Origin of the sequence: Nocardioides immobilis, assembly GCF_003515065.1 — a bacterium.
GTDB lineage: Bacteria > Actinomycetota > Actinomycetes > Propionibacteriales > Nocardioidaceae > Nocardioides > Nocardioides immobilis.
On sequence record NZ_QXGH01000023.1, the window covers coordinates 48,409 to 71,734 of the forward strand.

The 23,326-nt window shown below is 70.9% G+C and carries 26 protein-coding genes and 1 pseudogene; 11 read left to right on the forward strand and 16 right to left on the reverse strand.

From position 1 onward, the window contains the following. Nucleotides 1-125: 125 nt before the first annotated feature. Genes pgl through tkt form a run of 4 tightly spaced genes read right to left on the reverse strand, consistent with a single transcriptional unit; the run spans nt 126 to nt 5,787 of the window. Nucleotides 126-863, reverse strand: a complete 738-nt coding sequence (gene pgl, locus D0Z08_RS18645; RefSeq protein ID WP_118926769.1) for a 6-phosphogluconolactonase — start codon at nt 861-863, stop codon at nt 126-128. After that, entirely contained in the window at nt 860-2,524 is a 1,665-nt protein-coding gene (gene pgi, locus D0Z08_RS18650; RefSeq protein WP_118926770.1) for a glucose-6-phosphate isomerase, read from the reverse strand. The genes pgl and pgi overlap by 4 nt, the downstream gene beginning before the upstream one ends. Before the next feature lie 27 nt (nt 2,525-2,551). Next, nucleotides 2,552-3,646: a transaldolase gene (gene tal, locus D0Z08_RS18655; RefSeq protein ID WP_118926771.1), complete on the reverse strand. Its 1,095-nt coding sequence runs from the start codon at nt 3,644-3,646 to the stop codon at nt 2,552-2,554. Between the two features lie 29 nt (nt 3,647-3,675). Next, on the reverse strand, nt 3,676-5,787 hold the full coding sequence (gene tkt / locus D0Z08_RS18660; RefSeq protein ID WP_118926772.1) for a transketolase: 2,112 nt from the start codon (nt 5,785-5,787) through the stop codon (nt 3,676-3,678). A 124-nt stretch (nt 5,788-5,911) separates the two neighbouring features. Here tkt and D0Z08_RS18665 point away from each other — a divergent pair, with 124 nt between their 5' ends. Beyond that, entirely contained in the window at nt 5,912-6,889 is a 978-nt protein-coding gene (locus tag D0Z08_RS18665) for a heme o synthase (RefSeq protein ID WP_425454064.1), read from the forward strand. Between the two features lie 247 nt (nt 6,890-7,136). Here the strand turns inward: D0Z08_RS18665 and D0Z08_RS18670 are convergent, their stop codons facing one another. The 12 genes and pseudogenes from D0Z08_RS18670 to D0Z08_RS18725 form a co-directional block, all read right to left on the reverse strand. Continuing rightward, nucleotides 7,137-8,042, reverse strand: a complete 906-nt coding sequence (locus tag D0Z08_RS18670; protein WP_118926773.1) for a COX15/CtaA family protein — start codon at nt 8,040-8,042, stop codon at nt 7,137-7,139. Beyond that, nucleotides 8,033-8,794, reverse strand: coding sequence for an ABC transporter permease (locus D0Z08_RS18675; RefSeq protein WP_245994108.1), 762 nt, complete (start codon nt 8,792-8,794; stop codon nt 8,033-8,035). The genes D0Z08_RS18670 and D0Z08_RS18675 overlap by 10 nt, the downstream gene beginning before the upstream one ends. 233 nt (nt 8,795-9,027) lie before the next feature. Continuing rightward, nucleotides 9,028-9,687: pseudogene (locus D0Z08_RS18680) on the reverse strand (ABC transporter ATP-binding protein); the annotation flags it as partial. 112 nt (nt 9,688-9,799) lie between these two features. Beyond that, nucleotides 9,800-9,979: a hypothetical protein gene (locus tag D0Z08_RS18685; protein WP_118926774.1), complete on the reverse strand. Its 180-nt coding sequence runs from the start codon at nt 9,977-9,979 to the stop codon at nt 9,800-9,802. Continuing rightward, the gene (locus D0Z08_RS18690) at nt 9,976-11,562 is read right to left on the reverse strand and encodes a TRAFAC clade GTPase domain-containing protein (protein WP_118926775.1); all 1,587 of its coding nucleotides are present in this window, start codon (nt 11,560-11,562) and stop codon (nt 9,976-9,978) included. The genes D0Z08_RS18685 and D0Z08_RS18690 overlap by 4 nt, the downstream gene beginning before the upstream one ends. 1 nt (nt 11,563) lies before the next feature. Further along, a complete protein-coding gene (locus D0Z08_RS18695; protein WP_182481383.1) occupies nt 11,564-13,174 on the reverse strand; it encodes a GAP1-M domain-containing protein in 1,611 nt (536 codons plus the stop codon). Then, nucleotides 13,072-13,659 (reverse strand): GAP1-N2 domain-containing protein, encoded by a 588-nt coding sequence (locus D0Z08_RS18700; RefSeq protein ID WP_147381471.1) that lies wholly within the window; start codon nt 13,657-13,659, stop codon nt 13,072-13,074. The genes D0Z08_RS18695 and D0Z08_RS18700 overlap by 103 nt, the downstream gene beginning before the upstream one ends. Then, entirely contained in the window at nt 13,656-14,303 is a 648-nt protein-coding gene (locus tag D0Z08_RS18705) for a hypothetical protein (protein ID WP_118926778.1), read from the reverse strand. The genes D0Z08_RS18700 and D0Z08_RS18705 overlap by 4 nt, the downstream gene beginning before the upstream one ends. Before the next feature lie 198 nt (nt 14,304-14,501). After that, complete coding sequence (locus tag D0Z08_RS18710; protein ID WP_118926779.1) at nt 14,502-14,840, reverse strand: hypothetical protein; 339 nt, start codon at nt 14,838-14,840, stop codon at nt 14,502-14,504. After that, nucleotides 14,837-15,226 (reverse strand): hypothetical protein, encoded by a 390-nt coding sequence (locus tag D0Z08_RS18715; RefSeq protein WP_118926780.1) that lies wholly within the window; start codon nt 15,224-15,226, stop codon nt 14,837-14,839. The genes D0Z08_RS18710 and D0Z08_RS18715 overlap by 4 nt, the downstream gene beginning before the upstream one ends. A gap of 22 nt (nt 15,227-15,248) precedes the next feature. Beyond that, nucleotides 15,249-15,584 carry a hypothetical protein gene (locus D0Z08_RS18720; RefSeq protein WP_118926781.1) on the reverse strand — a complete coding sequence of 112 codons (336 nt, stop codon included), beginning with the start codon at nt 15,582-15,584 and terminating at the stop codon, nt 15,249-15,251. 78 nt (nt 15,585-15,662) lie between these two features. Beyond that, a complete protein-coding gene (locus tag D0Z08_RS18725; protein WP_118926782.1) occupies nt 15,663-15,887 on the reverse strand; it encodes a hypothetical protein in 225 nt (74 codons plus the stop codon). Between the two features lie 105 nt (nt 15,888-15,992). Between D0Z08_RS18725 and D0Z08_RS18730 the strand changes: the two genes are divergently transcribed. The 10 genes from D0Z08_RS18730 to D0Z08_RS18775 all read left to right on the forward strand — a co-directional run bounded on the left by D0Z08_RS18730 (nt 15,993) and on the right by D0Z08_RS18775 (nt 23,322). Further along, nucleotides 15,993-16,355, forward strand: coding sequence for a hypothetical protein (locus D0Z08_RS18730; RefSeq protein WP_147381472.1), 363 nt, complete (start codon nt 15,993-15,995; stop codon nt 16,353-16,355). Beyond that, nucleotides 16,352-16,765 (forward strand): hypothetical protein, encoded by a 414-nt coding sequence (locus tag D0Z08_RS18735; protein WP_118926784.1) that lies wholly within the window; start codon nt 16,352-16,354, stop codon nt 16,763-16,765. Before D0Z08_RS18730 ends, D0Z08_RS18735 begins: the two co-directional genes overlap by 4 nt. Nucleotides 16,766-16,833: 68 nt before the next feature. Beyond that, nucleotides 16,834-17,520, forward strand: a complete 687-nt coding sequence (locus D0Z08_RS18740) for a helix-turn-helix transcriptional regulator (protein WP_281271749.1) — start codon at nt 16,834-16,836, stop codon at nt 17,518-17,520. Beyond that, on the forward strand, nt 17,517-18,935 hold the full coding sequence (sufB, locus tag D0Z08_RS18745; protein ID WP_118926786.1) for a Fe-S cluster assembly protein SufB: 1,419 nt from the start codon (nt 17,517-17,519) through the stop codon (nt 18,933-18,935). The genes D0Z08_RS18740 and sufB overlap by 4 nt, the downstream gene beginning before the upstream one ends. Then, nucleotides 18,935-20,101 (forward strand): Fe-S cluster assembly protein SufD, encoded by a 1,167-nt coding sequence (gene sufD, locus D0Z08_RS18750; protein WP_118926787.1) that lies wholly within the window; start codon nt 18,935-18,937, stop codon nt 20,099-20,101. The genes sufB and sufD overlap by 1 nt, the downstream gene beginning before the upstream one ends. Then, nucleotides 20,098-20,433 carry a non-heme iron oxygenase ferredoxin subunit gene (locus D0Z08_RS18755; protein ID WP_118926788.1) on the forward strand — a complete coding sequence of 112 codons (336 nt, stop codon included), beginning with the start codon at nt 20,098-20,100 and terminating at the stop codon, nt 20,431-20,433. The genes sufD and D0Z08_RS18755 overlap by 4 nt, the downstream gene beginning before the upstream one ends. Continuing rightward, nucleotides 20,430-21,188, forward strand: a complete 759-nt coding sequence (gene sufC / locus D0Z08_RS18760) for a Fe-S cluster assembly ATPase SufC (RefSeq protein WP_118926789.1) — start codon at nt 20,430-20,432, stop codon at nt 21,186-21,188. Before D0Z08_RS18755 ends, sufC begins: the two co-directional genes overlap by 4 nt. A gap of 1 nt (nt 21,189) precedes the next feature. Then, nucleotides 21,190-22,470, forward strand: a complete 1,281-nt coding sequence (locus tag D0Z08_RS18765; RefSeq protein WP_118926790.1) for a cysteine desulfurase — start codon at nt 21,190-21,192, stop codon at nt 22,468-22,470. Nucleotides 22,471-22,480: 10 nt separating this feature from the next. Further along, nucleotides 22,481-22,939, forward strand: coding sequence for a Fe-S cluster assembly sulfur transfer protein SufU (gene sufU / locus D0Z08_RS18770; RefSeq protein WP_220454253.1), 459 nt, complete (start codon nt 22,481-22,483; stop codon nt 22,937-22,939). Continuing rightward, nucleotides 22,936-23,322: a metal-sulfur cluster assembly factor gene (locus tag D0Z08_RS18775; RefSeq protein WP_118926791.1), complete on the forward strand. Its 387-nt coding sequence runs from the start codon at nt 22,936-22,938 to the stop codon at nt 23,320-23,322. The genes sufU and D0Z08_RS18775 overlap by 4 nt, the downstream gene beginning before the upstream one ends. Nucleotides 23,323-23,326 lie beyond the last annotated feature (4 nt).

Here is a 23,326-nt window from a genome sequence, read left to right on the forward strand (position 1 = left end):
CAGGGTTGGCGCCTCGAAGTGTCAGCGTTGGTCGCTCGAGATGTCATCCTTCGCGCGACCAGGTTTAATACTTCGCGCGACCAGGAGTGACACTTCGCGCGACCAAGAGTGACACTTCGCGGGGGTCAGAGCTTGCTGGCGGCGGCGTGGTCGAGGAACCAGGTGGTCTCGGCCCGGCCCTTGACGCCGCGGGCGGGGGTCTCGGCGATGGTGCCGTCGTCGGCGAGCGCCCGGGCGACGGCGTCGGCCTTGGCGTCGCCCGAGACGAGGAACCACACCGCCTGGGAGCGGTCGAGGGCCTCGAACGTGAGCGTCACCCGGTCCGGCGGCGGCTTGGGGGAGTCGTGGACGGCGGTCGCGATGGCGTCGGTGACGTCGAGGCCGGGGTGTCCGGGGAAGAGCGACGCGATGTGGCCGTCGGGGCCGACGCCGAGCATGAGGACGTCGAAGCCGCCGTTGCCCTCGGCCCGCACCGTCGAGGAGTACGACGACGCGGCCGACTCGGCGTCCGGGGCCTGGTCCGCTGCCGGCACCTCGTGCACCCGCGTCGCGCCGACCTCGTCGAGGAAGGCCGCGCGGGCCTGGACCGCGTTGCGGTCGGGGGAGTCGGCATCGACGAACCGCTCGTCTCCGAACCAGAACCGCACCGCACCCCAGTCGACGCCGGAGTCCGCAGCCATCCGGGCGACCTCCCGGTGGATGGCGTCGGCGATGGTGCCGCCGGTGAGGCCGATGTCCGGGACGTGACCGGCCGCCTGGGCGTCGGCGATCCGGTTGAGCAGCTCACCGGCCACCGCGGTCGCGAGCGTCTCCGGGTCGGTGTGGACCTCGATCAGGGGTGCCGGTCGGTCGTCGGTCGTCACGGGTCTCGGTGCTTTCGGTAGTAGTCGATGAGCGCCCTGGTCGACGCGTCCTGCTGCGCGAGCGCTGTCTCGTCGCCGGCGACCGCGGGCGTGACCTGCTGGGCGAGCTGCTTGCCCAGCTCGACACCCCACTGGTCGAAGCTGTCGATGCCCCACACCACGCCCTGGGTGAAGGTGATGTGCTCGTAGAGAGCGATCAGCTGGCCCAGGACCGCCGGTGAGAGCTCGGGCGCCATGATCGACGTGGTGGGCCGGTTGCCCGGGAACACCCTCGCCTGGACGATCGCTTCCTGGCCGGAGCTGGCGCCACCTTCGTCCCGCACCTCGTCGGCGGTCTTGCCGAACGCCAGCGCCTTGGTCTGCGCGAAGAAGTTCGCGAGGAACAGCTCGTGGACGTCGACGTCGCCGTCCCGGAGCGGATGAGCCGGGTTGGCGAAGGCGATGAAGTCGGCCGGGATCAGCCGGGTGCCCTGGTGGATCAGCTGGTAGAACGCGTGTTGGCCGTTGGTGCCGGGCTCGCCCCAGAAGATCTCCCCGGTGTCGGTCGTCACCGGCGAGCCGTCCCAGCGCACCCCCTTGCCGTTGCTCTCCATGGTCAGCTGCTGCAGGTAGGCCGCGAACCGGTGCAGTGACTGGGCATAGGGGAGTACGGCGTGCGTGTGCGCGCCGAGGAAGTTGACGTACCAGATGTTCAGCAGGCCCATCAGGGCCGGGACGTTCTGGTCGAGGGGTGCGTCGCAGAAGTGGTCGTCGATGGTGTGGAAGCCCGCGAGGAACTCCGCGAACCGTTCCGGGCCGATCGCGATCACGAGCGAGGTGCCGATGGCGGAGTCGACGGAGTAGCGGCCACCGACCCAATCCCAGAAACCGAACGCGTTGGCCGGGTCGATGCCGAACGCCTCGACCTTGTCGAGCGCGGTCGACACGGCGACGAAGTGCTTCGCGACGGCGCCGGGCGCTCCGCCGAGACCGTCGAGCAGCCAGCTCCGGCACAGCCGCGCGTTCGTGAGCGTCTCGAGGGTGCCGAACGTCTTGCTGGCGACGATGAACAGCGTCGTGGCCGGGTCAAGGCCGGCCAGCGTCTCGGCCGCGTCCGTCGGGTCGATGTTGCTGATGAAGCGGCACTCGATCCCGTCCTGGCGGTAGGGCTTGAGCGCTTCGTAGGCCATCACCGGCCCCAGGTCCGACCCGCCGATCCCGATGTTGACCACCGTGCGGATCCGCTGGCCGGTGACACCGAGCCACTGGCCCGTCCGCACCTGCTCCGCGAAGGCGTAGACCCGCTTGAGCACGCTGTGCACGTCGGCCACGGTGTCCTGGCCGTCGACCTCCAGCTGGACGCCGACCGGGTCGCGTAGTGCGGTGTGCAGCACCGCGCGGTCCTCGGTGACGTTGATGTGCTCGCCCGCGAACATCGCATCGCGGCGCTGCTCGAGCCCGACCTCACGCGCCAGCGCGAGCAGGGCGTCGAGCACGGGTTCGTCGACGAGGTTCTTGGAGAGGTCGACCAGCAGCTCGCCGGCGGCGAACGTCAGCCGGTCCACCCGCTCCGGGTCGTCAGCGAAGGCGCGCCGCAGATCGGGTGGTCCGGCGGCGGCGAGCGTCGTCAGGCGCGCCCAAGCCGCGGTCGTCGTCGGGTCCACCGGGGACTGATCGCTCACCACGTGCTCCTGACCGCAGCGGGCCGGTCAGCCCATCTGCCCCTTGACCGTCTCGAGCAGCTCGAGCCATGACTTCTTGAACTTGTCGACGCCCTCGGTCTCGAGGACCTCGAACACGTCGCTCATGTCGACGCCGGCGTCGGCCAGCCGGGCGAAGAGCTCCTGTGCCTCCACGGCCCTGCCGGTCACCTGGTCGCCGGTGACCTCGCCGTGGTCGGCGAACGCCTCCAGCGTCTTCTCCGGCATCGTGTTGACCGTGTCGGCGACGACCAGGTCGGTGACGTAGAGGGTGTCCGGGTAGTCCGGGTTCTTCACGCCGGTCGACGCCCACAGCGGGCGCTGCACGTTCGCCCCCGCGGCGGCGAGAGCCTGCCAGCGCTCCGATGCGAGGACCTCCTCGAAGGCGGCGTACGCGATCCGGGCGTTCGCCACGGCTGCCTTGCCGCGCAGCGCCAGCGCCTCCTCGGTGCCGATCTTGTCCAGGCGGGCGTCGATCTCGGTGTCGACCCGGGAGACGAAGAACGACGCGACCGAGCGGATCGTCGCGAGGTCGACGCCGTTGGCCTTGGCCTGCTCGAGCCCGGACAGGTAGGCGTCCATGACCGCCTGGTAGCGCTCGGTCGAGAAGATCAGGGTCACGTTGACGCTGATCCCCTCGGCGATGGCGGCGGTGATCGCCGGCAGCCCCTCGAGGGTGGCGGGGATCTTGATCAGCACGTTCGGCCGGTCGACCGCCGCCCACAGTGCCTTCGCGGAGGCGATGGTCGCGTCGGTGTCGTTGGCCAGCGTCGGCTCCACCTCGATCGACACCCGGCCGTCGTCGGCGGTTGCCTCGGCGACCGGCGCCAGGATGTCGCAGGCGTTCCGTACGTCGTCGGTGGTCAGGTCGAACACCACCCGGTCGACGTCGGCCCCGTCGGCGACGAGGGCGCGCACCTGTTCGTCGTACCGCTCCCCGTCGGAGATCGCCGCGGCGAAGATGGTCGGGTTCGTCGTGACGCCGACCACCGACTTCTCCTTGACGAGATCGGCCAGGTTGCCGGTCTCGATCCGTTCGCGCGACAGGTCGTCGAGCCAGATGGACACACCGGCGTCGGCCAGTGCTTTCAGACGATCGCTCACCGGGGTTCTCCTTCGTGAATCGTGCGGGGTTACTTCGCGGCGTCCTCGATGCTGTCCTTGGCCGCCTGCGCGACGTTCTCTGCGGTGAAGCCGAACTCGCGGAAGATCCGGGCGCCGTCGGCTGAGGCGCCGAAGTGCTCGAGGCTCACCATCCGGCCGGCGTCGCCGACGTACTCGCGCCAGCCCTGCCGGATGCCCGCCTCGACGCTGACCCGGGCCTTCACCGTCGGCGGGATGACCTCGTCGCGGTAGGCCTGGGTCTGCTGCTCGAACCACTCGATCGAGGGCATCGAGACCACGCGTGCGTTGATGCCGTCGGTGGCCAGCAGCTCCCGCGCCTGGACCGCGAGCTGCACCTCCGACCCGGTGCCGATCAGGATCACGTCGGGCTGGCCGCCGGCGGCCTCGACGAGCACGTAGCCGCCCTTGCCGACGTCGTCGGTCGTCGCGAACCCTTCCTCGCCGCGGGGGAAGACCGGGACGTTCTGCCGGGTCAGGATCAGGCCCGCCGGACGGTCGGTGTTCTTGAGGACCTGCAGCCACGCCGCGGCGGTCTCGTTGGCGTCGGCCGGGCGCACGATGTCGAGCCCGGGGATGCCGCGCAGCGCCCAGAGGTGCTCGACCGGCTGGTGGGTCGGACCGTCCTCGCCGAGACCGATCGAGTCGTGGGTCCAGACGTAGACGACGGGCGCCTGCATCAGCGCTGCCACGCGGACGGCGCCGCGCATGTAGTCGGAGAAGGTGAGGAACGTGCCGCCGAAGACGCGGGTGCCGCCGTGGACGGCGATGCCGTTCATGACCGCGCCCATGCCGTGCTCACGGATGCCGAAGTGGAGGACCCGGCCGTGGTGCGGATCGCCCTGCCACTCCTCGACGGACCGGTCCTTCGGGAGGAACGACGGCACGCCCTTGATGGTCGTGTTGTTCGAGCCGGCGAGATCGGCCGAGCCGCCCCAGAGCTCCGGCATGATCGGCGCGATCGCGTTGATGATCTGCCCGGACGCAGCGCGGGTCGCGACGCCCTTGGCGTCTGCCGGGAAGGTCGGGAGCGCAGCCTCGATGCCCTCGGGGAGCTCCCGGCCCCGCATCCGGTGCAGCAGGGTGGCCTGGTCATGGTGCTTCGCTGCCCAGGCGTCGTACTGCCGGTCCCACTCGGCGCCCCACACCTTGCCGCGCTCGAGGAGCGAACGGGTGTGCTCGAGGACGTCGTCGGGCACCTCGAACGTCCGGGCCGGGTCGAAGCCGAGGACCTTCTTGGTGGCGGCCACCTCGTCGGCTCCCAGTGCCGAGCCGTGCGCGGCCTCGGTGTTCTGGGCGCTCGGCGCCGGCCACGCGATGATCGTCCGGAGCACGATCAGCGAGGGCTTGTCGGTGACCGCGTCGGCGGCCTTGATCGCCTCGTAGAGCGCCGGGACGTCCTCGGCGTAGTCGGCGCCGTTGGTGTGGTCGCCGCCCTTGGTCCAGTCGACGGTCTGGACGTGCCAGCCGTAGGCCTCGTAGCGCTTGGCGACGTCCTCGTTGAACGCGATGTCGGTGTCGCCCTCGATCGAGATCCGGTTGGCGTCGTAGATGACGGTGAGGTTGCCCAGCTCCTGGGTGCCGGCGATCGAGGACGCCTCGCTGCTCACACCCTCCTGGAGGTCGCCGTCGGACGCGATCGCGTAGATGTGGTGGTCGAAGACCGACTCACCGGGCGCGGCGTCGGGGTCGAGCAGGCCGCGCTCACGACGGGCGGCCATCGCCATGCCGACCGCGTTGCCGACGCCCTGGCCGAGCGGGCCGGTGGTCACCTCGACGCCGGCGGTGTGGCCGAGCTCCGGGTGGCCCGGGGTCTTGGATCCCCAGGTCCGCAGCGACTCGAGGTCGGAGAGCTCGAGTCCGAAGCCGCCGAGGAAGAGCTGGATGTAGAGGGTGATCGAGCTGTGGCCCGCGCTCAGCACGAACCGGTCGCGGGACATCCAGTTCGGGTCGGCAGGGTCGTGCCGCATCACCTTCTGGAAGAGGAGGTACGCCGCCGGCGCCAGGCTCATCGCGGTGCCCGGGTGACCGTTGCCGACCTTCTGCACCGAGTCCATCGCCAGCACCCGCACGGTGTCGACCGCCTTGCGGTCCAGATCGGTCCACTCCAACTCCGGGATCATGCGTCTGAGCCTACTCAGCGGCTGACGCGAGCCGACAGGCAGTCTCCCTGGGCCGAATGGCGGAACCGAGCGTGAACACCGATACACTCGCCTCTGCCTGATCCCTGGCCGTGAGGTTCCTATTGTGACGACCGTCGACCCTGATCGACCAGCTGCTCGGCTGGTCGTCGGAGTGAACGGCGTCGTCGAGCAGGGCGACGCCCACGAGGGACGTGCTTCGGCGCGCGACGTCGTGATGGCGTACGTCGGCCTCACCAAGCCCCGGGTGATCGAGCTGCTGCTCCTCACCACGGTGCCGGTGATGTTCTTCGCCGCTGGCGGCGTGCCGGACCTCGGGCTGGTCGTCGCGACCGTCCTCGGCGGCTCGCTCTCCGCCGGCTCGGCGTCGGTCTTCAACTGCGTCTACGACCGCGACATCGACGAGCAGATGCGCCGTACCCGGCGCCGGGCGCTGCCGCGGCACATCATCACCCCGCGCGCGGCGCTGGTGTTCGGCTTCGTGCTCGGGATCCTGTCCACGGTGGTCCTCTGGGCGTGGGTCAACGAGCTGTCCGCCGGGCTGTCGGTGGCCGCGATCGCGTTCTACGTCTTCGGCTACACGATGCTGCTCAAGCGCCGCACCACCCAGAACATCGTCTGGGGCGGCATCGCGGGCTGCTTCCCCGCCCTGATCGGCTGGACCGCCGTCACCGAGGAGCTCGCCTGGGCGCCGTTCGTCCTGTTCGCCGTGGTGTTCTTCTGGACCCCGCCCCACACCTGGGCGCTGGCGCTGCGCTACCGCGAGGACTACAAGCAGGTCGACGTGCCGATGCTGCCGGTCGTCCGGTCCGCTCGCGTGGTCGCCCGGCAGATCGTCGCCTACAGCTGGGTCATGGTCGCGACCAGCCTGCTGCTGTGGCCGGTCGCGGGCACCGGGCTCGTCTATCCGGTCGCCGCTGCCGTCCTCGGCGCGGTCTTCCTGGTCCAGGCCCACCAGCTGGAGCGCCGGGCACGCGGCACCGAGGATCTCGCGGTGATCCGCCCGATGCACCTCTTCCACAGCAGCAACCTCTACCTGTCGCTGCTGTTCGTCGCGGTCGCCATCGACCCGCTGCTGCACTGATCGGGCCCTGCAAAGGACCTGGTATCGGATGTGGTCGCGCTGTTGACCAAACTGTGCCGCGCTCCCCGAAATGCTGGTTGCATCATGCCAAGTTGTTCACCGGGGAGGTCCCCGGCTGGGCGGCGAGATCGGGTGTCCCCACTCGCTGTCGAGCAATGGTCCTCCCTCGGACGCATTCCTCGGGACGTCGGCGCGCTCCAACGCCGACGTCCCGAGGAGCGGCGTCGCCCGTACGGCCCGAGCCCCCTCAGCGGGCCGTGCGGTGCGCCCGGGTCGAGATCGCGAGCCAGGCGAGCGCAGCGGCGGTGAGCGCCGCCCCGAGCATGTGCAGCAGCACGAGCGCGATCGGCAGGTCGAGGAAGTACTGCGAGTAGCCGATCACCGCCTGCACCGCCTCGGTGGCCAGCAGCGCCAGGGCCGCGGTCCGCAGCGGCAGGTTGCCGTCGCGGCGGGCGAGCACGACGGTGAGGATCGTCAGGGCCACCAGGGCGTAGACCGCCCACGCGTGGACGTGGGACATCGTCCCGGGGTCGAGGCCGGTACGTCGCGACTCCTGGTCGCCGCTGTGCGGCCCGGAACCGGTAACGACCGTGCCGAGGTAGAGCACGACCCAGCCGACGAGGAACGTCGCCAGCGCGGCCTGGCGGGACCGGGGGACCGCCCAGGCCCGGGGGCGACCGACCAGGATGTCCAGCAGCAGCACGCAGGCGCCGATGATCCCGAACGAGACCAGCAGGTGCAGCGCGACCACCCAGGGGTTCAGGTCGGTGAGGACGGTGACGCCGCCGATCAACGCCTGGGCCGGGACGCCGAGCGCGATGACGGTCGCGACGATCAACGGGCGCCTGTCGGCACCGGTGCGATCGCGCAGCACCGGGAGGATCGCAGCCACCCAGCAGGCGATGGCGATCGCGGCGAGCACGAACGTCAACGTCCGGTTGCCGAACTCGATCGCTCCGTTGATCCCGAGCTCACCGTGGACGACGTACGAGTCCTCGGTGCAGCGCGGCCAGGTCGGACAGCCGAGCCCGGAACCCGTGAGGCGCACCGCGCCGCCGGTCACGACGATCCCGATGTTCGCGACCAGGTTGGCCCACGCCAGTCGGACGAGCAGGGGGGACGGCGCCGTGCGCACGGCGGTGGTCACTCCCACCGGAACCACCGCGCCGCTGCGGCGCTGCCGACGATGGCCCAGGCCGCGAGCACGACCAGCTCCCGGGCAGCGACGGTGCCCTCGCAGGCCGCGCGCATCGCCTCACCGAGGGCGCCCGACGGGAGCCACGACACGACATCGCCGAGGCCGCCGTACGCCTCGGCCGGGAGTACGACGGCACCACCCGCCAGCAGCAGCAGGTAGACCAGGTTCGCGGCGGCGAGCGTCGCCTCGGCCCGCAGCGTGCCGGCGAGCAGCATGCCGAGGCCGGCGAACGCCGCCGTCCCGAGGAGGACCGCGAGGACCAGGGCGGGCACGGAGAAGTCCGGCGACCAGCCGAGCAGCAGGCCGGCGGCGCCGATCACGACGAACTGGAGCACCTCCACGATCAGCAGCGCGCCGACCTTGCCGCCGAGCAGCGCGCCGCGGGACAGGGGAGCGGTGCCGAGCCGCTTGAGGACGCCGTACCGGCGCTCGAACCCGGTCGCGATCGCCAACGACGTGAACGCTGTGGACATCACGGCCAGGGCGAGCACGCCCGGCGTCAGGACGTCGACCGAGGTGTGCTGGGAGTCCAGGTCCAACGCCGAGGCGCCCCGGACGGCACCGACGAGGACGAGGAGCGGGATCACCACGGCGAGCAGCAGCTGCTCGCCGTTGCGCAGCAGGAGACGGGTCTCCATGCCGGCCTGGGCGAGGACCTGGCGCACGAGCGGAGCGGCACCCGGCGCGGGTGCGAAGGTGCCGGTCACAGCGCTGTCTCCCGGCCCGTGAGCTCGAGGAACACGTCCTCGAGGTTGCGCTGCCCGAGGGTCAGCGACTCGGGGAGCACGTCGTTGTCCTCGCACCACCGCGACACGACGGCCAGCGTCGAGCCGTCGGCCGGCCCGGAGACCTGGAGGCTGTGCTGGTCGAGGACGACGAGCTCGGTGGTCGGGCCCAAGGCGGAGGCGAGGGACTCGGGCGCGCCCGGCGGGAACGGCTGGGTGACGACCAGGCGGATCGTTGCCACGGTGCCGCCACGGGTCAGCTCGAGCGGCGAGCCGCTGGCGACCAGCCGGCCCTTGTCGAGGATGTGCACCTGGTCGGCCAGCCGCTCGGCCTCCTCGAGGTAGTGCGTCGTCAGCACGACGGTCACGCCGTCGGACCGCAGCTCCTCGAGCAGCTCCCAGACAGTGCGGCGCACCTGCGGGTCGAGGCCTGCCGTTGGCTCGTCGACGAAGACCAGCTCGGGGCGGCCGACGAGCGCGAGGGCGAGGCCGAGGCGCTGCTGCTGGCCACCCGAGAGGCGGCGGTACGGCGTACGCCCGCACTCGTGGAGGGCGAGCCGCTCCATGAGCAGCCCGGTGTCGAGCGGGTGGGCGTGCAGCCGGGCGACGTGGCGCAGCATCTCGTCGGCGCGGACGCCGCTCCATGCGCCGCCGGCCTGGAGCATCACCCCGATCCTCGGCATCAGCGCGCGGTGATCGGCGACGGGGTCGAGCCCGAGCACGCGGACCCTGCCCTCGTGCGGGCGGCGGTAGCCCTCGCAGGTCTCCAGCGTCGTCGTCTTGCCGGCGCCGTTGGGGCCGAGCACGGCGGTGATGGTGGTGGGCGCGACCTCGAGCGAGAGCCCGTCGACGGCTGGTTTGCCGCCGTAGGTCATGCGGAGATCGGTGATCTCAACGGCGGCCGGCACGGGCCTCAGTCTACGGAGCGCACGGGGCGTCTCCGGACCGCCCCCGACGCCGTGGGACGACCCCCGCGGCGCCCTCCGGTCAGAGCAGTTCGTCCTGCAGGTCGCGCGCCCAGTCGCTGACGTCGCCGATCAGGTCACCGGGCGGAACCGCCTGGACCAGCAGCCAGACGACGACCAGCAGGAGGACGATCTGCAGGGCGGTCCACAGCAGCCGCAGCGCGTGGTAGTGCGGGGGCACGTCGTCTCTCGTGGTGCTCACTTCAGCACGCCTTCCAGCTCGCTGTCCGCCTCCGGACGGGCCATGGCCTCGATCCAGAACCCGGCCGCGTGGAACGCCCAGTCGAGGACGTTGAACGGGTGCAGCGGGTCGTCCTGGTCCCGCTGGGTGTAGGAGTCGACCGCGAAGTAGCCGACGCTGCCGAAGTCGTCCTCGATCGTGGACACGAACGAGTCCAGGCCCCGGCTGGACAGCCACCGGCGCACCGCGCCACCGTCGGCGGCGTCGAGGACGTCCTCGCCCATCAGCTCGTGGACGATGTCGGCCTTGGTGACCACCACCCCGAGGTGCTTGTCGGTCAGGTCGACGTTCTCGGCCTTCAGCCGCTGCACGACGCTCGCGTAGGCCCGGGTCGGGTCGCCGTCGGCGACCGACACGGAGCCGGCGAGGTCGGAGGCGTCGTACAGCGGTGACACCTTGGGCAGCGCGAGCGGGTCGAGCATCAGCAGGATCACGTCGGCGGTGTCGAAGTAGACGAGCGCGCGCGACCGGTCCTCGTCTGCGAACGCCTCACCCGCCGCGTCCATCAGCTGCACCTCCTTGTCGACGGTGCCCTGGGACAGCCGGAACGGCAGCCCTTCGGGACGGTCGTCCCACGGTGTCTTCGCCACCCGCCGACCAGTCGTGATCGCCGCCACGGCCGCCTTGATGAACGCGCGCGACACCGGGGAGATGGGGGTGAACTCGCCGCCGTGGGCGTTGACCCGGTCGGAGAGGCTCATCACGGCCCCGGAGAGGAACTGGGTCTTGCCGGAGGCGACGGCGCCGATGACCGGCAGGAACATCACCTGGCGGGTGCCGCTGCCCTTGGGCAGCTCGCGGCTGCAGGCCGGACAGACCGCGACCAGGGTCTGCCCTCCGGTGCGGACCGTGGCCGGGATGGTCGTCTGGCACGCGCAACGGCGCCGGAAGATCCCGAGCGGACCGGGGGTCAGGTCGCGGTGGATCACCAGGCAGCCGGTGTTGGTGCACAGATAGCTGGGGGTCGGGTTGACCGCGTAGCACCGCGGGCAGCGGGAGGTGGTGCGGCGCTGGGTGCGGAGCGTGGCCTCGATCGCGCGGCGGACCCCGATCCCGATCGACTGGGCGGCGCTGATCGCACCGCCGAAGAGCGCGATCACCAGGTGCCACGCGCCGACCGAGAGCGCCAGCCCGGCCAGCGCCCCCGCGAGCACCGGGAGCACGAGGACGACCCACGCCACCAGGGTGGCGACCGACGCGGCGGTGCGCGCACCGCCTTCGCCGGGACGCCACCACAGCGACCGGGCGAACGTGACCGCCCGGGCGCCGAGTGCCAGGGCGCCCGAACGGACCGCGGTCGCGTCGCGCAGGCCCTGATGGGGCAGGTAGAGCGGCCAGGCCCGGTCCCAGCCGTACCGGCTGCCGGACCCGGGGAACGTCCGGAGGACCCGACCCTCGGCGACCGCGTCGGGTGTGGTGATGGCGGGCGTGGAGAAGCGGCCGGTGTAGCTGAGCACCGGAAGGACGATGCCCACCAGAGCACCGGCAGCGACGGCGATGATCGCCGACGCCGCCCACCAGGTCGCGATAGTTGCGAACAGCACGTCATGCTCCCTTTGCTTTGCCGAACCGCCCACCGAGGCCGCGCCGCCGGTCGGGGCGGGCAGAGCGAAGCAGGGCGTCCAGGCGGTCGCGCGCCGGACGTTCCCATTCTCCGCGGATCCGGGCGAGCGTGGTCGACTTCAGGTCTTCGGTCAGGAATGCCAGGGCGCCGCCGGCCATCGCGGCGTGCGGTCCGTCGGCGATCTTCAGGGCGCGGAGCACCACGTCGGAGCGTGCCGTTCCCGACTTGCCCGCGGCCGCGAACCGGCTCCGCAGCGCGCTCCGCACGCCGTCACCGGCCCAGTCGCCGGCCTCGGTGGCGACGTACTCGACGGCGCGGGCGTCGACCGCGTCGAGCAGGCACTCGCCCAGGTGGGGCGCCACGGCCGGTCCCCACTCGGCGAGGTCGCCGAGGAGCGGCTTGAGGGTGGCGTTCGCGCGGTCCTTGGCGTGGGAACGGGCGGCCTCGATGCGCTCGTGCACGGGGGCGTATCCGATCGTGAGCTCGGCCAGCTCCTCGTCAGGGAAGTCCGCACCGCGGTACGGCGCGTGCAGCACGGCGTCGAGGAGCTCGTCGTACGACGGATCGCTCGACCCCTGACCGCTGCGCAGGCCGGTCAGCCCGTTGCGTACGACGGCGGCCAGCCGCGCGTCGATGCCCTGGTGGCGCAGCCACGCCGCGACCAGCAGGTTGTCGCGCGGCAGTATCGGGCGGCCGATGGCGATGGGCCAGGTCGCGATCCGGAGCTGGACGCCAGGGAGCGCTTCGGCGCGCTGCTCCCGTGGCAGGTGCCCGACCACGGCGGCCTCCAGCCACGGATGGATGGCGGCCGCCTCGGGCTCGTCGGCCAGCCAGTCCCAGGTGCCGTTGACCACGGACAGCTCGGCGGCGCGGTCGTGGGCGGCCAGGTCGGCGGCGAGCGCTGCCACCAGCCGTTCCAGGCCGTCGCGCGAGACCCGGTCGAGGACCGCGGCGAGCTCGGTCGCCCCGGCCCTCGCCATCCGGTCGCGGGTCTCCCGTGCGGTCCTGATCTCGTCGGCGGTGCTCGGCGACCATGCGGCGAGCGCCGATGTGATGGTCGGATCGGGATCAACCAACGGGTCCGTCTCGGCCGCACCTTCGAGCGCCTCGACGAGCTCGAGGGCCAGCGTCCACGCGTCGGCGGTGGGGATCGCGCCGTGCAGCGCGGAGGCGGCCCGTGCGGCGAGCCCGGCGCCGACGTACGGCTCCCAGCGGGTCGCGAGGTCGAACGCCGGTCGGTCGGTGGACGACGTGTCCTCGAGCAGGGCAGCGACGCGGGCCCGGCTGCTCGCGCTCGGCTGGACGTCGCTCGCCGTACGGCGCTCCAGGTCGATCACGTGCGCGCCGACGATCGGCTCGAGCTCGAACTCGGGGCTGACGCCCACGACGGCCGCGTCCGTCCGCGACGGATCGTCCACCAGCGCGCGGAACGTCAGCCGCGCCGCGCTGTCCTCGTCGAGCAGCAGCGACCCGGCGGCGATCCACCGCATCACGACGTCGAGGTCGCGATGGATGAGCACCAGCCTGCGCGGGACCTCGCTGCTGGCCGCCTCGAGCATGGTGAGGTACTGCGGAGGACCCGCACCGCCCATGGGTCGTCCGTGAACATCGCCTGCAGTGCGGCAGCTCCGAAGTCGTCCCGGACGGACACCGGGACCGGCCACGGTTCCAGGTCGCCGCTGGGCGTCTCGGCGAGGGTCCACCCGGCCGCGGCGTAGAGCTGTGCCGGACAGAAGCCCCCGAACCCGGCCACGCCATCGGTGACGACGACCTGGGTGATCAGGTTGCCCGAGCGACCGCTGAGGGTGAGACCCGTCGAGTGGCCGCGGGCCAGGTAGTGGCGGTCGCCGTGGCGGAGGTGGGCGCACGTCGGGGGGTGCGCGAGCTCGTCGTGGTCGTGGTTCCACGTCGGGTGCACGCGGTGGAGCAGCTCCTCGCGGATCCGTCGGCGATCCTCCGGCGTGATCCCCCCGCTCAGCGCGCGGAAGTTGAAGCCCTCGACACCGTCGACCGACTCGTCGGCCGTTGTGTCGGAGTAGACGGCGACGTCGAGCACGCTGCCCACAGTCGGGCTCACCGCCGGAAGCGGGATGACCCCGATGACTCGCTCTGCCGGGCGGCGTCGAACTTGTCGGTCACCTCGCCGAGCTGGTCGAGGACGTCACCGAGCCGGATCGAGGCAGCAGCCATGGAGTCGCGCAAGGAGGACGCGATGGCGACGAGGTCGCGGAGCGCGCTGACGGCATGGACCGCTGCATCCGCGGTAGCGGAGTCGATCATCGCCCGGGTTTCGCGCTGGGCGCTCGCCCGGTCGGCCTCGGCCGCGCGGCGGGCGTCCTCCAGCAGCTTCTCCGCGGCGGCCCTGTCGGCGGCAGCCTCGGTCCGGGCGGCGGCCGCTGCGGTCACGGCGTCCTGGGCCTCCCGCTCGGCGGCCGCGGCGATCTCGTCCGCCCGGGCGCGGGCGTCGGCGAGGATCTGCTCGGCACGGCCCTTCGCCTCCGCGGCGGCGAGCGACTTGCGGCTCTCGGCGTCGGACGCGACGCCGTCGGCGATCTGCTGCGCCTGCATCACGATCGAGTCGGCCTCGGTCAGTGCCGCCCGCCGGATGGACGCGACCTCGGCAAGCTCGTGCTCGGCGCGACTCTTGAGGTCGAACACCTCGCGCATCTCGCGAGCGGTCGGGTCCTGGCTGGCGGCTCCGGTCTGCTTCGCTTCGGTCATCGGTGGTCCCCGTGTGGAGCATTCGTGTGGAGCGTTGGTTGGAGCCTTCGCAAGAGGAGGCATCGTTGGGTGTGGCGGTGCCTAACCTCGACATTCTCGTACACAAAGGTCGGCACGGATGAATTTCGAGTTATCAGATACGAGACCAACGCCGGACGGCGGGTCTCGGCGGAGTCGAACCGCTGACCGGACGAACGATCAGCGGTGGCGGACGCGGCGCAGCCGGTCCGCCATCGTGCCCGGAGGATCGAAGAGGTTCCCAGGTGCTGGCATCGAGGCGTCGTCGGTGGTCGGCGCAGCATCGGCGGCCGTCTCCTGCGACGGCGTGGCTGTGCCGGCCTGCTCGGGCGCCGTGATGTCGGCGCGCAGTCGGGCGGTCGTCGGCGGCAGGTCGGTGAGGGCCTTGGCGAGGTCCTCGAGCGTGACGCCGAGGCGGGAGATCGTGTCGGACACGCTGTCGAGCTGGCCGTGAGCGAGGTGGTGGGTCTCCTCGAGCTGCTGGCGGCGGTGGAGCGACGCCTCGCGCCGCGCCGTCAACCGGAGCGCGTCGGCCTGGACGGCCGCCGACTCATGGCGGACTCGGCCCGGGCCAGCGCTGCGCTGGACTCGTCGGCGAAGGCGGCCGCGGTGACCCGGATGCTCGCGGCCTGGGCCTCGGCCTCGGCGATCGCGGCTGCCGCCGTTGCCCGCGCCTGGGAGATGACGACCTCGTCCGACCGCTGGCCGTCCGCGGCCATCGTGGCCGCCGTCTGGCGCGCACCCGCTTCGAGCGCGGCGGCGACGGCGTCGGCCTGCTGGCGGACCTCGACGACCTCGAGTGCGACCTGCTCCTTGGTCTCGGCGGCGCGATCCACCGCTGCCTGGGCCTGGGCGCGCAACTCCGCTACCAGCTCAGCGGTTCCGCCGCCCGAGGATGTGGTCACGAACCAAGGTTACCCATCGTGGTCAGTCTTCTGGAGTTTCTTCGCGATCCAGTCGCGGGATGGACTCCCGGGCCCCGGACAGGGCGGCGAGGATGTCGGAGAGGCGTGCAGCCGCGGCGACGACGGCGTCGTTGAGGCCCGCGGCGACCTGGTCGAGCTGGTCGAGCGCGTGGTGGCTCTCGGTGCTGACCCCGGCGAGAGCGGCGACCCGGAGGTCGGCCGTCTCGCGGGCGGACGCCTCCCGCTCGAACTCCGCCATCCGGCGTGCGGTCTCGATCAGCTCGGTGGCCGATGCCTCGAGCTCGTCGGCCCGGGTGGAGGCGAGGGCGGCGTCGCGCCGGATCCGGTCGGCGTCCATCTCGGCCTCGGCGACGATGGCCCGGGCGGCGTCCTTGGCCTCGGCGATGATCTGCTCCGCGCGACCTCGTGCCTCGGCCTACGCGTGCGACGTACGGGACGTCGCCTCGGCATGTACGGCGTCGGCCGCCTCCTGGGCACGAGCCACGATCTCGTCCGCCTCGCTGAGCGCCTGGCGCCGGGTGGCGAGCGCGTCCGCGATCTCCGACTCCGCCCGCTGGCGCACCTCGTAGAGCGAGCGCAGCTCGTCAGCGAAGGAAGCGGAGGCGCTCGCGCCGGTAGGAGCGGGATCGGCGTGAGTCATTGAGGTCGGAGCGTAGTGCGCTTTGCAGGCGGTGTCAGCCGGATCGCAGACTGGCTGCGTCAGGCGGATCTCGGATCGGACAACGCTGCTACTAGGGTGACCCGCGTGAGTCCCTGGGTCCTCGGCGCGGTCCTCGTGCTGTGCGGGGTCACGGCGGTCGTGCTGGTCGTCCACCTGGTCCGCGACCGGGCAGCCGAGGACGGCATGTTCGTGCTCCTCGGCCTCACCGAGCTGGTGCTCCTCGGGCAGCTGGTGGCGGGCTGCATCGCCCTCGGCAGCACCGAGCGCGACGTCGAGGGCACGCTCTTCGTGAGCTACCTCGTCGGCACCGCGCTGGCACTGCCGATCGGTGCGTTCTGGTCCCTGGCGGAGCGCTCCCGCGCCGGCACCGCGGTGGTGCTGCTGGCGGTGCTGACCGTGGCCGCGCTCGAGGTGCGGCTCGACGCGATCTGGGCGGGCGCCGTATGACCCAGGTCGGCACCGACGCCACCAACCCGCTGACCGCCGGCTGGGGTCGCGCCCTGGTCTTCGCGTACGGCGTCTTCGCCGTCGCCGCCACCGGCCGGTCGCTGGTGCAGCTCAGCACCGACGCCGACAAGGCCCCGCTGGCGTACTCCTTGTCGCTGTTCGCGGCGGTCGTCTACCTCGTGGCGACGACGTCGCTGCTCCTCGGCGGCCGCGCGGGCTGGCTCGCGGCGGGCATCGCCGTGGCCGTCGAGCTGCTCGGCGTGCTGTCCGTCGGAGCCCTCAGCTATGCGGCGACCGACCTGTTCCCCGACCGCACCGTCTGGTCCCACTTCGGGCAGGGCTACGGCTTCCTGCCGCTGGTGCTGCCGTTCGCCGGCCTCGCCTGGTTGCGGCACACCCGCCCGCGCTGAAACCCTACTTAGGGTGGCCTTGCTTGAAGGGCGGGAAGCATTAACGTCACACTGATGTTGTGGAAACCGTGGACCCTGCAATCGACCAGCCGACGCGGCAGCGCGTGGCTCGGTCGATCCTGGTCAACGGACCCTCTACCGCGGCGGCCCTGGCCGAGCGTCTCGTCCTGACCCCGGCCGCCGTACGACGCCATCTCGACCACCTCCTCGAGGAGGGCGCGGTCGAGGCGCGGGACCCCCGTCCGGCCGACCACCGCGGCCGCGGCCGCCCGGCCAAGGTGTTCGCCCTGACCGAGCACGGGCGCGACGGCTTCGAGGCGCAGTACGACGACCTGGCGACCGAGGCGCTCCGGTTCCTCGCCGAGACGGCCGGTCCCGACGCCGTCAAGGCGTTCGCGGAGCGGCGCGCGTCGTTCATCGAGGAGCGGTTCCCGCAGGTCGCGGTGGAGCACCCCGAGGCCTCACCGGCCGAGGTGCTGGCCCTGGTCTTCTCCGACGAGGGCTACGCCGCGTCAGTGCGGCAGTTGCCCCTCGTCGGCGGCAGCAGCGTGGGGGAGCAGCTGTGCCAGCAGCACTGCCCGGTCTCCCACGTCGCCCACGAGTTCCCGCAGCTGTGCGAGGCCGAGACCGAGGCCATCGGCCGCGTGCTCGGCACCCACGTCCAGCGGCTGGCGACCATCGCGCACGGCGACGGCGTCTGCACCACGTGCATCCCTGGCTCGACACCCGAGAAGAAGGAGCAGGTCACCGCATGACCTCCATCGAAGACCTCAACCCGGAGCTGAAGGGCATCGGTCGCTACGAGTTCGGCTGGGCCGACAGCGACGTTGCCGGCGCGACGGCGAAGCGTGGCCTCAACGAGGACGTCGTCCGTGACATCTCCGCGAAGAAGAGCGAGCCCCAGTGGATGCTCGACCTGCGCCTGAAGGGCCTGAAGCTCTTCGACCGCAAGCCGATGCCCACGTGGGGCTCCGACCTGTCGGCGATCGACTTCGACAACATCAAGTACTTCGTCCGGTCCAGCGAGAAGCAGGCCGCGACCTGGGACGACCTCCCCGAGGACATCAAGAACACCTACGACAAGCTCGGCATCCCGGAGGCGGAGAAGCAGCGCCTGGTCTCCGGCGTCGCCGCGCAGTACGAGTCCGAGGTCGTCTACCACTCGATCCGCGAGGACCTCGAGGCGCAGGGCGTGCTGTTCCTGGACACCGACACCGCGCTCCGCGAGCAGCCCGAGCTGTTCCAGGAGTACTTCGGCACCGTGATCCCGGTCGGCGACAACAAGTTCGCCGCGCTCAACACCTCGGTGTGGTCCGGCGGCTCGTTCATCTACGTGCCCAAGGGCGTCCACGTGGACATCCCGCTGCAGGCCTACTTCCGGATCAACACCGAGAACATGGGCCAGTTCGAGCGGACCCTGATCATCGTCGACGAGGACGCCTACGTTCACTACGTCGAGGGCTGCACCGCGCCGATCTACTCGTCCGACTCGCTGCACTCGGCGGTCGTCGAGATCATCGTGAAGAAGGGCGGCCGCTGCCGCTACACGACCATCCAGAACTGGTCGAACAACGTCTACAACCTGGTGACCAAGCGCGCCGTCTGCGAGGCCGGCGCGACCATGGAGTGGGTCGACGGCAACATCGGCTCCAAGGTGACGATGAAGTACCCCGCCGTCTACCTGATGGGTGAGCACGCCAAGGGCGAGACGCTGTCGATCGCGTTCGCGGGCGAGGGCCAGCACCAGGACGCCGGCGCCAAGATGGTCCACGCCGCGCCGAACACGTCGAGCTCGATCCTGAGCAAGTCGGTGGCGCGCGGCGGCGGGCGTACGTCGTACCGCGGCCTGATCCAGATCAACGAGGGCGCGCACGGCTCGAAGTCGAACGTGCTGTGCGACGCGCTCCTGGTCGACCAGATCAGCCGTTCCGACACGTATCCCTACGTCGACATCCGTGAGGACGACGTGTCCATGGGCCACGAGGCCTCCGTCTCGAAGGTCTCCGACGACCAGCTCTTCTACCTCATGTCCCGCGGCATGGCCGAGGACGAGGCGATGGCGATGATCGTGCGCGGCTTCGTGGAGCCGATCGCCAAGGAGCTGCCGATGGAGTACGCCCTCGAGCTCAACCGGCTCATCGAGCTTCAGATGGAAGGAGCCGTCGGCTGATGTCGGCAGTTGCAGAGGCCCTCGAGATGGAGAGGGTCGAGTCCCACCTGCACCCGGAAGGGTCGTTCGTCGTCGACGAGCACCCGGTTCCGACCGGTCGCGAGGAGGTCTGGCGCTTCACGCCGCTCAAGCGGCTGCGGGGTGTCCACCAGGACGCGCCCCTCGACGGTGAGTCGTTCAAGGTCGAGGTCGACCTGGCCCCCGGCGTGACCGCGACCTCCGTGGCGGCCGCCGACTCGCGTCGCGGCCTGTCCGGGCTGGTTCCGCTCGACCGGATCTCGGCCCGTGCCTGGGAGGCGTCGTCGTCGGTCTTCGAGGTCGACATCCCCGAGGACGCCGTCATCGAGGGTGCCTCGACGATCCGCGTGGCCGGCACCGGCACCGACGACGCGACCGCAGCCCACCTGCTGGTGCGCGCCGGGCGGTTCAGCCGCGCCACCGTCGTCGTCCTCTACTCCGGCTCCGCGACCTGGGCCGAGAACATCGAGGTCGTCGTCGAGGACGGCGCCGAGCTCACCTTCGTCACCGTGCAGGACTGGGCAGACGACGCAGTCCACCTGGTCAGCCAGCACGCCCGGGTCGGCCGTGACGCCACGCTCAAGCACGTCGCGATCACCTTCGGCGGCAACGTGGTCCGCAGCGACACGAGCGCCGAGTACGCCGGACCCGGCGGCTCGGTCGAGATGCTCGGCCTCTACTTCGCCGACGCCGGCCAGCACATCGAGCACCGGCTCTTCGTCGACCACAACGCGCCCAAGACCAAGAGCAACGTGGTCTACAAGGGTGCGCTGCAGGGCGAGAAGGCGCACACCGTGTGGATCGGCAACGTGCTGATCCGCAAGGTCGCCGAGGGCATCGACACCTACGAGGAGAACCGCAACCTCGTCCTCACCGACGGCTGTCGGGCGGACTCGGTCCCGAACCTGGAGATCGAGACCGGCGAGATCGCCGGGGCCGGCCACGCGTCGGCGACGGCCCGGTTCGACGACGAGCACCTGTTCTACCTGCGGTCGCGCGGCATCTCCGAGAAGGAGGCGCAGCGCCTCGTCGTGCACGGCTTCTTCAACGACCTGATCCGGCGGATCAACGTGCCGGAGCTGGAGGAGAAGCTCACCACCACGGTCGAGGCCGAGCTCGCGAAGAACGTCCTGAAGGAGCTCGTATGAGCTTCGAACGCGCCTGCGCGCTGGCCGACGTACCCAAGGACGAGGCGCTCGCCGTCACGATCGGGGAGTACGACGTCGCCGTCGCCCGTGACGGTGACGAGTTCTTCGCGCTGCAGAACCAGTGCTCCCACGCCGCGGTCTCGCTCTCCGAGGGAGAGGTCGAGAACGGCACCGTCGAGTGCTGGCTGCACGGATCCTGCTTCGAGCTGCGCACCGGCAAGCCCACCCACTTCCCGGCGACGGAGCCTGTCGCCACCTTCCCCGTCGAAGTGCGGGGCGACGAGCTGTACGTCGACGTCACCACCACCCTGAACGGAGTCACCCCCGCATGAGCACCCTGGAGATCAAGGACCTCAAGGTCCAGGTCAACACCGAGGACGGCCCGAAGGAGATCCTCAAGGGCGTCACGCTGACCATCAAGGACGGCGAGACGCACGCGATCATGGGTCCCAACGGGTCGGGCAAGTCGACGCTGGCCTACTCGATCGCCGGTCACCCGCGCTACGAGATCACCGGCGGCACGGTGACCCTCGACGGCGAGGACGTGCTGGAGATGTCGGTCGACGAGCGCGCCCGCGCCGGCCTGTTCCTGGCGATGCAGTACCCCGTCGAGGTTCCCGGCGTCTCGGTCGCGAACTTCCTGCGCACCGCCAAGACCGCCATCGACGGCGAGGCGCCGAAGCTGCGCACGTGGGTCAAGGACGTCAATGGCGTCATGGAGCGGATGAACCTCGACGCCTCGTTCTCCCAGCGCTCGGTCAACGAGGGCTTCTCCGGTGGCGAGAAGAAGCGCCACGAGATCGCCCAGCTCGACCTCCTGGACCCGAAGGTCGCGATCCTCGACGAGACCGACTCCGGCCTCGACATCGACGCGCTCAAGGTCGTCTCCGACGGCGTCAACCGGTTCCGCGAGCGCGACGGCAAGGGTGTCCTGCTGATCACGCACTACACGCGGATCCTGCGCTACATCACGCCCGACTACGTCCACGTGTTCGTCGACGGCCGCGTCGCCGACGAGGGCGGCCCCGAGCTCGCCGAGGAGCTCGAGGCCAACGGCTACGAGAAGTACCTCGGCACGACGGTCTGACATGACTTCCCCTGAACTCCCTGGCCTGCTGCCCGAGCTCGAGGTGGTCCGTAAGGACTTCCCGATCCTCGAGCGCGTGCTCGCGGGAGGAGTGCCGCTGGTCTACCTCGACAGCGCGAACACCTCGCAGAAGCCGCAGGTGGTCATCGACGCGATGGTCGACCACCTCGAGCGGCACAACGCCAACATCGCGCGGGCGATGCACCAGCTCGGCGCCGAGTCCACGGTGGCGTTCGAGGCGGCCCGCGACAAGGTGGCCGCGTTCATCGGCGCACCTGAGCGTGACGAGGTCATCTTCACCAAGAACGCCTCCGAGGCGCTCAACCTCGCCGCCAACACCCTGGCCTGGGCCGGCGACCGGCAGGTCGGTCCCGGTGACGAGGTCGTCATCACCGAGATGGAGCACCACTCCAACATCGTGCCGTGGCAGCTGCTCACGCAGCGCTCCGGAGCGACCCTGCGCTGGTTCGGCATCACCGACGACGGTCACCTCGACCTGTCGACGATCGACGACCTGATCACCGAGCGCACCAAGGTGGTCGCCGTGACCTGGGTGTCCAACATGCTCGGCACGATCAACCCGATCGCCGAGATCGCCCGCCGAGCGCACCAGGTCGGTGCGCTGGTGGTCGTCGACGCGTCGCAGGCCGCGCCCCAGCTGCCGATCGACCTCGCGGCGATGCCCGAGGACGAGCGACCGGACCTGATGGCCTTCACCGGCCACAAGGTCGTCGGTCCCACCGGCATCGGTGTGCTCTGGGGGCGGCGGGCCGTGCTCGACCAGCTGCCGCCGTTCCTCGGCGGTGGCGAGATGATCGAGACGGTGCGGATGGACGGCTCGACGTACGCCCCGATCCCGCACAAGTTCGAGGCCGGCACCCCGCCGATCGTCGAGGCGATCGGGCTCGGCGCCGCGGTCGAGTACCTCGGCCACCTCGGCATGGACGCCGTGCACGCCCACGAGCAGGCGATCACCGCCTACGCGCTGGACGGGCTCGCCACGGTGCCGGGACTCACGATCCTCGGACCGACCGACGCGGCCCTGCGCGGCGGCGCGATCGCGTTCGAGATCGACGGCGTGCACCCGCACGACATCGCGCAGGTGCTGGACTCGCGGGGCGTCGCCGTACGCGCCGGGCACCACTGCGCGAAGCCGGCGCACGCGCGGTTCGGCGTGCAGAGCTCGACCCGGATGTCGTCGTACCTCTACACGACGCCGGCCGAGATCGACGCTCTGGTCGACGGCCTGGAATACACCCGCTCATACTTCAAGTTGGCCTGAGGTGACTGGCGTGAGCACTGCACAGAACCTGGATGCCCTCTACCAGGAGATCATCCTCGACCACTACAAGAACCCCCACGGCAAGGGCCTCCGGGAGCCCCACGAGGCCGAGGTCCACCACGTCAACCCGACCTGCGGCGACGAGGTGACCCTGCGGGTCCACCTCGCCGACGGCGTGGTCGAGGACGTGTCGTACGACGCCCTCGGCTGCTCGATCTCGCAGGCCTCCGCCTCGGTGCTCTACGACCTGGTCGTCGGCAAGCCCGTCGACGAGGCGCTGGCGATCCACGAGGAGTTCCTGGCCCTGATGCAGGGCAAGGGCGAGGGCGAGCCTGACGAGGACGTGCTCGAGGACGGCATCGCCTTCGCCGGCGTTGCGAAGTTCCCCGCGCGCGTGAAGTGCGCCCTCCTGTCCTGGATGGCCTGGAAGGACGCGACCCTGCAGTCGTCGAAAGGAAGCAGCACATGACTGACAGCCAGATCGACCACGACGACCTGCCCGAGGTTCCGGAGGCAGCCGGCGGCCCAGCGGTCGGCACCTCGACCACGACCGTCGAGGACGTCACCGAGGCGATGAAGGACGTCGTCGACCCCGAGCTCGGGATCAACGTCGTCGACCTCGGCCTCGTCTACGACGTCCACCTCGACGACGACACCAACCTCGTGCTCGACATGACGCTCACCTCGGCCGCGTGTCCGCTGACCGACGTGATCACCGACCAGACCGAGTCCGCGCTCGAGGGCCTGGTCAACGACGTTGCGATCAACTGGGTCTGGATGCCGCCCTGGGGCCCGGACAAGATCACCCCCGACGGCCGGGAGCAGCTCCGCGCCCTCGGCTTCAACGTCTGAGCGA